The following is an 11,295-nucleotide window of genomic DNA, read 5'->3' as shown; positions in this document are numbered from 1 at the left end:
CGCGGTCTGATTCAGCCTGTCCGCGTCCTGGCCCCAGACCACGTCACGCAGCGGCCGCTCCAGGTGCTCGTCCAGGCCCGCACACACCGCGTCGAACGCCTCCGCGAACACCGGGAAACGACCGTACAGTTCACGTCCCATGCCGAGCCGCTGCGACCCCTGGCCCGAGAACAGGAAGGCGGTCGAGCCGCCCTGGGCGGTGCCTTCGACGACGGCGGGGTGGGGGGTGGCGTCGGCGAGGGCGGTGAGGGCCTGGGTGGTGGTGTCGGGGTCGGTGGCGAGGACCACCGCGCGGTGCGGGAGCGGGGCGCGGCTGGTCGCCAGGGAGAGGGCGATGTCGGCGTGCCGGAGGGCGGTGGCCGGGGTGTCGATGTGCGCGAGGAGGCGTGCGGCCTGGGCGCGCAGTGCGGCCTCGGAGCGGGCGGACAGCAGCCAGGGGGTCACGGCGGGGTCGGCGGCCGGGGTCTCCGTGCCCGCGCCGTCGGATGCCTCCGTCTCCTCGAGGAGGGGGGCCTGTTCCAGCAGGACGTGGGCGTTGGTGCCGCTGATGCCGAAGGCGGAGACGCCGGCGCGGCGGGGGTGTTCGGCGGTGGGCCAGTCGGTGGCCTCGGTGAGGAGTTCGACGGCGCCGGCGTTCCAGTCGACGTGGGTGGTGGGCGTGTCGACGTGCAGGATGGCGGGCAGTACGCCGTGGCGCATCGCCATGACCATCTTGATGACGCCCGCGACGCCGGCCGCCGCCTGGGCGTGGCCGATGTTCGACTTGACGGCGCCGAGGAGCAGTGGCCGGTCGGCGGGCCGGTTCTGGCCGTAGGTGGCGAGGAGGGCCTGGGCCTCGATGGGGTCGCCGAGGGTGGTGCCGGTGCCGTGGGTCTCGACGGCGTCGATCTGGTCGGGGGTGAGGCGGGCGTCGGCGAGGGCGGCCTCGATGACGCGGCGCTGGGAGGGGCCGTTGGGGGCGGTGAGGCGGCTGCTGGCGCCGTCCTGGTTGACGGCGGTGCCGCGGATGACGGCGAGGACCTGGTGGCCGTTGCGGCGGGCGTCGGAGAGCCGTTCGACGAGGAGGACGCCGACGCCCTCGCCCCAGGCGGTGCCGTCGGCGGCTTCGGCGAAGGGCTTGCAGCGGCCGTCGGGGGCGAGGCCGCGCTGGCGGGAGAACTCGGTGAAGAGTTCGGTGGTCGGCATCATGGCGACGCCGCCGGCCAGGGCGAGGGAGCATTCGCCGGCGCGCAGGGCGCGGGTGGCGAGGTGGAGGGCGACGAGGGAGGAGGAGCAGGCGGTGTCGACGGTGACGGCCGGGCCCTCCAGGCCGAGGGTGTAGGAGATGCGGCCGGACAGGACGCTCATGGCGCCGCCGGTGAGGTTGTGGCCCTCGGTCTCCTCGGTGGTGCGGGCGAGGGAGCCGTAGTTGGTGTCGGCGCCGCCGACGAAGACGCCGGTGTCGGTGTTGCGGAGGGAGGCGGGGCTGATGCGGGCGCGTTCGACCGCTTCCCAGGCGGTCTCCAGCAGGAGCCGCTGCTGGGGGTCCATGGCGAGGGCTTCGCGGGGGGCGATGCCGAAGAGGTCGGCGTCGAAGTCGGCGGCGCCGTCGAGGAAGCCGCCCTCGCGGACGTAGCTCTTGCCGGGGGTGCCCGGGTCGGGGTCGTAGAGGGAGTCGAGGTCCCAGCCGCGGTCCTCGGGCAGCGGGCCGACGGCGTCGGTGCCGTCGGCGACGAGCCGCCACAGGTCCTCCGGGGAGCGCACCCCGCCGGGGAAGCGGCAGGCCATGCCGATGACGGCGATCGGCTCGCTCTGGCCGGCCTCGACGGACTCCAGCCGCTGACGGGTGCGACGCAGGTCTGCGGTGACCTTCTTGAGGTAGTCGCGGAGCTTGTCTTCGGAGCTTGCCATGGGGGTGGGATCCTCTGGTTCTGGCTGGAGGGACGCGGTGCCGGGCCGGGGTGTCAGGCGAGGCCGAGTTCGTTGTCGATCAGGTCGAACATCTCGTCGTCCGTGGTGGTGTCGAGGTCGGTGTCGTCGCGTTCGCCGGTGGTCTCCGTGGCGGCGTCGAGCTTCCACTGGAGGGCCTGGAGCCGTTTGGCGAGGCGGGCCCGGTCCTGGTCGTCGAGTTCGGTGCCGTTCACGGCGGCCTCGAGGCCGGCCAGTTCGGCGAAGACGGGCTGGTCCGCGTCGTCGGATCCGGCGGGGCCGGTGCCGAGTTCGTCCCGCAGGTGGCGGACGAGGGCGGCCGGGTCCGGGTGGTCGAAGATGAGGGTGGTGGGCAGGGTCAGGCCCGTCTCCGCGTTGAGGCGGTTGCGGAGTTCGACCGCGGTCAGGGAGGACATGCCGAGGTCGAGGAAGCCGCGACCGGAGTCCAGGGCGTCGGCGGAGGCGTGTCCGAGGACGGCGGCGACGTGGCCGAGGACGGTGCGGTGCAGCAGGGCCTGCTGCTGGGGGCCGCTGAGGGCGGCGAGCCTGCGGCGGAAGTCCTGCGGTCCGCCCGTGGTCGCGGTGTCGGCGGCGCGGCGGGCGGCGGGCCGGGCGAGGGCCCGCAGCAGCGGGGGCACCTGGTCGGCGCGCAGGGCGCGCGGGTCGAGTCGTACGGGCACCAGGTGGGCGGTGTCCAGGGCGGTGGCCGCGTCGAGCAGGCCGAGGCCCTGGTCGGCGGTGAGGGGGCGGATGCCGGCCCGGTCCAGCCGTGCGAGGTCGGTCTCGTCGAGGGCGCCGGTGAGGTCGCTGCGGTCGCCCCAGAAGCCCCAGGCGAGGGAGACGGCGGTGAGGCCGCGGGCGCGCCGGTGCTGGGCGAGGGCGTCGAGGAAGGCGTTGGCGGCGGCGTAGTTGGCCTGGCCGGGACCGCCCGCGAGGCCCGCGTAGGAGGAGAACAGCACGAACGCGGAGAGTTTGGTGTCGCGGGTGAGTTCGTGCAGGTTCCAGGCGGCGTCGGCCTTGGGTCGCAGGACGTGGTCGAGGCGTTCGGGGGTGAGGGTGTCGAGGAGGCCGTCGTCGAGGACGCCGGCCGCGTGGACCACGGCGGTCAGGGGGTGTGCGGCGGGTACGGCGGCGAGGGTCTCGGCGAGCCGGTCGCGGTCGGCGGCGTCGCAGGCGACGACGGAGACTTCGGCGCCGAGGGCGGTGAGTTCGTCGCGCAGCTCGGCGGCGCCGGGGGCGTCGGGGCCGCGGCGGCCGGTGAGCAGCAGGTGGCGTACGCCGTGCCGGGTGACGAGGTGGCGGGCGACGAGGGCGCCGAGGACGCCGGTGCCGCCGGTGATCAGGACGGTGCCGGACGTCGTGTCGTCGCCCCACGGGGTGCTGTCCGCCGGTGTGGTGCCGTCGTGGTCGGCGCGGACCAGGCGGGGCACGGTGACGGTGCCGGCGCGTACGGCGAACTGGTGCTCGCCGGTGCGTCCGGCGGCGGCGACGGCGGCGATCAGGGCGGTGGCCGACGGGTCGGCGTGGTCCGTGCCGTCGGCCGCGTTGCCGGTGGACGGGTCGAGGTCGGCGAGGAGGAAGCGGCCGGGGTGTTCGGTCTGGGCGGAGCGCAGCAGGCCCCAGACGGTGGCGTCGGCGAGGGCCGGGACACCGTCGTCGGGTCCGGTGGCGAGGGCTCCCTCGGTCACCACGAGGAGCGGGGTGGCCGTGTGGCGCGGGTCGCTGAGCCAGGTGGTGGCCAGGCGCAGGGCCCGGTGGGCGGAGGTGTGGGCGGCGGCCGCGGTGTTCCCGGCCGTGCCGGTGGTGCCGTCGTCGTGGGTGCGGGGGACGACGACCAGCGCCGGCGGTGCGGTGTCGCCGCTGTCGAGGGCGGCGGTGAGGTCGTCGAGGGTGGGGTGGACGTGGACGGTGGCGCCGGCGCGTTCGAGGGCGGCGGTGAGGCGTCCGGGGTTTCCGACGACGGCCCAGGGGCCGGTGAGGTCCGCGGGGTCGGTGTCGCCGGTCCACGGGGTCCATTCGACGCGGTGCAGGGCGTCGGGGGCGGTGGCGGCCGGGAGCCGGTCGGGGGTGGCCGGGCGGGTGGTGGCGGCGGCGGTGAGGACGGGGGCTCCGGTGCCGTCGTGGGCGTGGACCGTCCAGGTGTCGCCGTCGCCGGTCAGCCGCAGGCGCAGCCGGGTGGCGCCGGTGGCGTACGTGGTGACGTCCTGCCAGCGCTGCGGCAGGGCGGGCGCGGTGGCGTGCTCGGGGGTGGCGGCCAGGGCGAGGGCCGTCTGGAGCAGCGCCGGGTGGAGGCGGAACCGGGCGGCGTCGGCGTGGGCGTCCTCGGGGAGTTCCACGTCGGCGAGGAGGTCGGTGCCGTGCCGCCACAGTGCGCGCGGGGTGCGGAAGGCGGCGCCGGTGTCCAGGCCGCTGCCGTCGAGGCGGTCGTGGGCCCGGTCGGGGTCGGTGGGGCGGGCGCCGGCGGGCGGCCAGGTGTCGGGGCCGGCCGGGGCGGGCGCCGGGTCGCCGGCGGTGAGGGTGCCGGTGGCGTTCAGGGTCCACGGCACGTCGGTGCCGTCCGGGTCGGGGATGCGGGAGTGGACGGTGAGGGTGCGCCGGCCCGGGCCGTCGCCGGTGTCCTCGGGGGCGGAGACGGTGATCTGGAGGTCGGCGCGGCCCCGTTCGGGGACGGTGACCGGGGTGTGTTCGTCGAGGGCGGTGACGGTCGGGCTGCCGGTCTCGTCGCCGGCCCGTACCGCCCAGTCGAGCAGGGCGGTGGCGGGGACGACGGCGGTGCCGTGGACGCGGTGGGCGTCCAGCCAGGGCTGTGCGGTCAGCGACAGTGCGCCGCCGAGGACGGCGCCGCCGTCGGCGAGCCGTACGACGGTGTCGAGTCCGGTGGGGTCGGCCTGGGCGCCGGTGGCCTCCAGCCAGTACCGCTCGCGCTGGAAGGCGTAGGTGGGCAGGTCCACGGGGCGGCCGTGGGCGACGGCGGGCCGCCAGTCGACGGGGACGCCGGCGACGTGAGCGGCGGCCAGCGCGGTCAGCATGCGGTCGGTACCGCCGTCGTCGCGGCGCAGGGAGCCGAGGGCGACCGCGTCGGCGCCGGCGGCGGTGGCGGTGTCCTCGATGCCGACGGTGAGCACCGGGTGCGGGCTGCACTCGACGAACACGTCGTGGCCCTGGTCGAGGAGGGCGCGCAGGGACTCCTCCAGGCGGACGGTGCCGCGCAGGTTGCGGTGCCAGTAGGGGGCGTCCAGGGCGGTGCCGGGCAGCCAGTCGGCGGTGACGGTGGAGAAGAACGGGATGGCGCCGTCGCGGGGTTCGATGCCGTCCAGGGCGGCGGGCAGGGTCTCGGCGAGCCGGTCGACGTGCGCGGAGTGGGAGGCGTAGTCGACGGGGATGCGGCGGGCGCGCACGCCCCGCTCCGCGCAGTCGGCGAGGAGGGTGTCGAGGCCGTCGGTGTCGCCGGAGACCACCACGGAGGACGGGCCGTTGACGGCGGCGACCGACACGCCGGGCAGGTCGGCGACGAGCGCGGCGACCTCGTCGTGCGGGGCGGTGACGGCCGCCATGCCGCCGTGGCCGGAGAGTTCGCGGGCGATGGCGAGGCTGCGCACGGCGACGATCCGGGCGGCGTCGTCGAGGGAGAGGGCGCCGCTGACGGCGGCGGCGGCGATCTCGCCCTGGGAGTGGCCGAGGACGGCGGCGGGCTTGAGGCCGTGGGCGCGCCACACCTCGGCGAGCGCGACCATCACCGCCCACAGGGCGGGCTGGGCGACGTCGACCCGGTCGAGGGAGGGCGCGCCGTCGGCGGCGCGCAGGACGTCGGTGAGGGACCAGTCGACGTACGGGGCGAGGGCGTCGGCGCAGGCGTCGATCCGGGCGGCGAACACCGGTGAGGTGTCGAGGAGTGCGGCGCCCATGCCGGCCCACTGGGAGCCCTGGCCGGGGAAGACGAGGACGGCCCTGCGGTCGCGGCCGGCGCCCCGGCCGCCGCTGGTCACGGCGGGCGAGGGGGTGCCGTCGGCGAGGGCGGTGAGGCCGGCGCGGAAGTCGTCCGTGGTGGTGGCGACGACGACGGCGCGCTTCTCCAGGGTGGCCCGGCGGGTCACGAGGGACAGGGCGATGTCGGCCGGTGCGGTGTCGGGGTGCGCGTCGAGGTGGGCGAGGAGGGCGCGGGCCTGGCCGCGCAGGGCGGCGTCGCCGCGGGCGGACAGGACCCAGGGCAGCGGGCGCTCGGCGAGGGTCCGCGGCGCGTCGTCGGCGCCGCTGTCCGTCCCGTCGGCCGGCTCCGGTCCGGCCGGGGCCTGTTCGAGGATGACGTGGGCGTTGGTGCCGCTGATGCCGAAGGAGGACACGGCGGCGCGCAGCGGGCGGGGGGTGGCCGGTTCGGGCCACTCGGTGGCCTCGGCGAGGACGCTGACGGCGCCGGAGGACCAGTCGACGTGCGGGGTGGGCGCGTCGACGTGCAGGCTCTTGGGGAGCAGGCCGTGGCGCAGGGCGAGGACCATCTTCATGACGCCGGCGACGCCGGCGGCGGCCTGGGTGTGGCCGATGTTCGACTTGACGGAGCCGAGCAGCAGGGGGCGCTCGGGGTCGCGGTCCTGGCCGTAGGTGGCGAGGAGGGCCTGGGCCTCGATGGGGTCGCCGAGGCGGGTGCCGGTGCCGTGCGCCTCGACGGCGTCGACCTCGGTGGCGCTGACGCCCGCGTCGGCGAGGGCCTGGCGGATGACGCGCTGCTGGGCGGGCCCGTTGGGGGCGGTGAGGCCGTTGGAGGCGCCGTCCTGGTTGACGGCCGAGCCGCGGACGACGGCGAGGACCTGGTGGCCGTTGCGGCGGGCGTCGGAGAGCCGCTCGACGAGGATCAGGCCGACGCCCTCGGAGAAGCCGGTGCCGTCGGCGGCGGCGGCGAACGGCTTGCAGCGGCCGTCGGCGGCCAGGCCGCGCTGGCGGGAGAAGTCGACGATGATCTCCGGTGAGGACATCACGGTGACGCCGCCGGCCAGGGCCATGGTGCACTCGCCGCGGCGCAGCGCCTGGAGCGCCATGTGCAGGGCGACGAGGGAGGAGGAGCAGGCGGTGTCGACGGTGACGGCCGGTCCTTCCAGGCCGAGGGTGTAGGCGACGCGGCCGGAGACGACGCTGTTGGCGTTGCCGTTGTTGACGTAGCCGGCGATCTCGTCGGGGACGTGGGTGACGCGCTTGAGGTAGTCGCTGGAGGAGAGGCCGGCGAAGACGCCGGTGCGGCTGCCGCGCACCGACCGGGGGTCGATGCCGGCGCATTCGAACGTCTCCCAGGCGGTCTCCAGCAGGAGCCGCTGCTGCGGGTCCATGGCGAGGGCCTCGCGCGGGGAGATGCCGAAGAAGTCGGCGTCGAAGTCGGCGGCGTCGTGCAGGAAGCCGCCCTCGCGGGTGCGGGAGGTGACCTGGTCGCCGGGCAGGGCGTCGTAGAGGCCGTCGAGGTCCCAGCCGCGGTCGCCGGGGAACTCGGCGATGGCGTCGGTGCCGTCGGCGAGGAGCCGCCACAGGTCCTCCGGGGAGCGCACCCCGCCGGGGAGGCGGCAGGCCATGCCGACGATCGCGAACGGTTCGTCTCCCCCGGCGGCGGCCGGGAGGGGGGCCGGGACGGCGGGAACGCCGCCGGAGGGAACGCCGCCGGAGGGTTCGCCGCCGGAGGGTTCGCCGCCGGAGAGTTCGCCGTCGAGGTGGGCGGCGAGTTCGTCGGGGGTCGGGTGGTCGAAGACGAGGGTGGCGGGCAGCCTGAGGCCGGTGGCGGCGTTGAGCCGGTTGCGCAGTTCGACGGCGGTCAGCGAGTCGAAGCCGAGGTCGCGGAAGGCGCGGCCGGCGTGCAGCCGGTCGGGGTCGGTGTGGCCGAGGACGGCGGCGGCGTGGGTGGCGACGAGGTCGCGCAGCAGGGTGAGCCGGTCGTCGGCGGGCAGGCCGGCCAGGCGCGGCCGCAGTCCGTCGGTGCCGCCCGCGGCGCCCGCCTGCGCGGTGCGGCGGACGGGGCCCCGGTACAGGGCGCGCAGCAGGTGCGGGATCTCGCCGTCGCCGGTGCGCAGCCGGCCGGTGTCGAGGCGGACGGGCACCAGGTGCGGGCGCTGTTCGGCGAGCGCGGCGTCGAAGAGGGCCATGCCGTCGGCCGCGGACAGCGGCAGGACGCCGGAGCGGCGGACGCGGGCGAGGTCGGTGTCGTCGAGGTGGCCGGTCATGGCGCTGGCGTCGGCCCACAGGCCCCAGGACAGGGAGGTGGTGGGCAGGCCGTCGGCGCGGCGGCGGTGGGCGAGGGCGTCGAGGTAGGTGTTGGCGGCGGCGTAGTTGGCCTGTCCGGCGTTGCCGAAGACGCCGGCGCCGGCGGAGAAGAGGACCAGGTCCGCGAGGTCGAGGTCGCGGGTGAGGCGGTGCAGGTGGCGGGCGGCGTCGGCCTTGGGGGCGAGGACGGTGCGGAGCCGGTCGGGGGTGAGGTGTTCGAGGGCGCCGTCGTCGAGGGCGCCGGCCGCGTGCACCACGGCGGTGAGCGGGTGGGCGGCGGGTACGGCGGCGAGGGTCGCGGCGAGCTGTCCGGCGTCGGCGGCGTCGCAGGCGGCGATGGTCACCTCGGCGCCGAGGGCGGTGAGTTCGTCGCGCAGTTCGGTGGCGCCGGGGGCGTCGGGGCCGCGGCGGCCGGTGAGCAGCAGGTGACGCATGCCGTGCCGGGTGACGAGGTGGCGGGCGAGGATGCCGCCGATGGTGCCGGTGCCGCCGGTGATGAGGACGGTGCCGTCGGGGTTCCAGGCGCGCGGCACGGTGAGGACGATCTTGCCGTAGTGCTTGGCCTGCGCCATGTGGCGGAAGGCGTCGCGGGCGTGGTGGACGTCCCAGGTGACGGTGGGCAGCGGGCTGAGGGAGCCGTCGGCGAAGAGCCGGGTGAGGTCGGCGAACATCTCCCGGATGCGGTCCTCGCCGGCCTCGCGCAGTTCGTACGCCTGGTAGAGGGCGACTCCGGGGTGGTCGAGGGTGACCTGGCCGGGGTCGCGGACGTCGGTCTTGCCCATGTCGATGAGGCGTCCGCCGGGGGCGAGCAGGCGCAGGGAGGCGTCGACGAAGTCGCCGGCCAGCGAGTTCAGTACGACGTCCACGCCGCGTCCGCCGCTGGTCCGCCGGAACCGGTCCTCGAAGTCGAGGGTGCGGGAGGAGGCGAGGTGGTCGTCGGCCCAGCCCTCGGCGCGCAGCAGGCGGCGCTTGTGGTCGCCGGCGGTGCCGTAGAGCTCGGCGCCCCAGTGGCGGGCGAGCTGGGCGGCGGCCATGCCGACGCCGCCGGCGGCGGCGTGGACGAGGACGGACTCGCCGGCGGTGAGGCCGGCGAGGTCGCGCAGGCCGTAGTAGGCGGTGAGGAAGGCGACGGGGACGGACGCGGCCTGGGTGAAGGTCCAGCCGTCGGGCACGGGGGCGACCATGCGGGCGTCGGCGACGGCGTGGGTGCCGAAGCCGCCGGTGACCAGGCCCATCACGCGGTCGCCGGGGGTGAGGCCGGTGACGCCGGGGCCGGTGGCGGTGACGACGCCGGCGGCTTCGGCGCCGAGGAGGACGGCGGGGCCGGGGTACATGCCGAGGGTGTTGAGGACGTCGCGGAAGTTGAGTCCGGCGGCGCGGACCTCGATGAGGACGTGTCCGGGTGCGGGCTCGCCGGTGATCTCGGGGCAGGGCACCAGTTCCAGCTGGTCGACGGAGCCCTTGACCGGGATGTCCAGGCGCCAGGCGGTGGCGTCGGGGGCGGTCAGGGTGTCGGCGGTGCGGGGGCGGGCCAGCCGGGGTGCGTGGGCGGTGCCCTGGCGCAGGGCGAGCTGCGGTTCGCCGGTGGTGAGCGCGGCGGGCAGGGCCTGCCAGGAGTCGTCGTGGACGTCGAGGTCGGCGAGGACGAGGCGGCCGGGGTGCTGGGACTGTGCGGAGCGCACCAGGCCCCAGACGGCGGCGCCGGGCAGGTCGTGTACGGGGTCGCCGGGTCCGGTGGCGACGGCGTGGCGGGTGACCACGACGAGCGGGATCCGCGCGGTGCGGTCGTCGGCGAGCCAGTCGTTGACGGTGGTCAGGACCTCCGCGAGGAGGGTGTCGGGGGCGGCCGGGGTGTCGTCGCCGGGTGCGGCCGGGGCGTTCCGTCCGGCGAACAGGAGGACGGTGGTGGGGGGTCGGCCGGTGGTGTCGTCGAGCGCGGTGAGGTCGGTGAGGACGGGCAGCGGGCCGCCGGTGCCGTCGGGGGCGGTGGCGGCGGTATCCAGGGTGCCGAGCACGGCCCAGCCGGTCGTGTCGGCGGGGGCGGCGGGCGTGAGGGGTGTCCAGTCGAGGTGGAACAGCCAGTCGCGGGCGGCCCGTGCGGACGGGTCGAGGGTCTCGGCGGCCACCTCGCGGACGGCCAGCGCGTCGATGACGGCGACGGGCGCGCCGCTCGGGTCGGTGAGGTGGACGGTGACGGTGTCCTCGCCGGCCGGGGAGATCCGTACGCGCAGCGCGGTGGCGCCGGTGGCGTACAGGGAGACTCCGGACCAGGCGAAGGGGACGACGGTGCGGTCGTCGCCGCCGGGGGCGAGTCCGGCGGCGTGCAGGGCGGCGTCGAGGAGGGCGGGGTGGATGCCGAACCGGGCGGCGTCGCCGCGCACCTGGTCGGGCAGGACGACTTCGGCGAAGACGTCGTCGCCGCGCCGCCAGGTGGCGCGGACGCCCTGGAAGACGGGGCCGTACTCGTAGCCGCGGCCGGCGAGCAGGTCGTAGAAGCCGTCGGCGGCCAGGGCGGTGGCGCCGGGCGGCGGCCAGGCGGTGAAGTCCTCGGGCCGTGCCACGGCGGGGGCGCCCGGTTCGGTGAGGGTGCCCTGGGCGCGCAGGGTCCACAGGTCTTCGGTGTCGCCGTCGGGTCCGGTGGCCCGGGTGTGGACGGTGACGGGGCGGCGGCCGGAGTCGTCAGCGTCGCCGATGCCGATCTGGACTTGGACCTCGCCGCGTTCCTGGAGGACGACGGGGGCCTGGAGGGTCAGTTCGTCGACGCTGCCGACGCCGAGGACGTCACCGGCGCGGATGACGGACTCGACGAGGGCGGTGCCGGGGACGATGACGGTGCCGGAGACGGCGTGGTCGGCGAGCCAGGGCTGGCTGCGCAGGGACCAGCGGGCGGTGGCGACGAGTCCGTCGCCGCCGGCGAGTTCGACCGAGGCGCCGAGCAGGGGGTGGTCGGGGGACTCCAGTCCGGCGGAGGTGACGTCGCCGGAGGTGTCGGCGAAGCGGGGCCAGTAGTGCTGGCGCTGGAAGGGGTAGGTGGGGAGGTCGACGCGGTGGGGTCGGGTGCCGTCGTAGAAGGCGTCCCAGTCGACGTCGGCGCCGTACGCCCACGCCTCACCGAGCGACAGCGTGAACCGCTCCCAGCCGCCCTCCTCCCGC

Annotated in this window: 2 protein-coding genes; both read right to left on the bottom strand. The window is 76.4% G+C overall.

The window, feature by feature from the left end:
- A partial coding sequence (locus tag IH50_RS0136400; protein ID WP_420709172.1) for a type I polyketide synthase occupies positions 1–2,058 on the bottom strand: 2,058 nt, incomplete at its 3' end.
- A partial coding sequence (locus tag IH50_RS0136395; protein WP_030872715.1) for a type I polyketide synthase occupies positions 1,944–11,295 on the bottom strand: 9,352 nt, incomplete at its 5' end. The genes IH50_RS0136395 and IH50_RS0136400, both read right to left, overlap by 115 nt.

Source organism: Streptomyces sp. NRRL S-37 (assembly GCF_000721605.1).
Lineage (GTDB): Bacteria > Actinomycetota > Actinomycetes > Streptomycetales > Streptomycetaceae > Streptomyces.
This window is presented reverse-complemented; position numbering and strand designations above follow the sequence as displayed.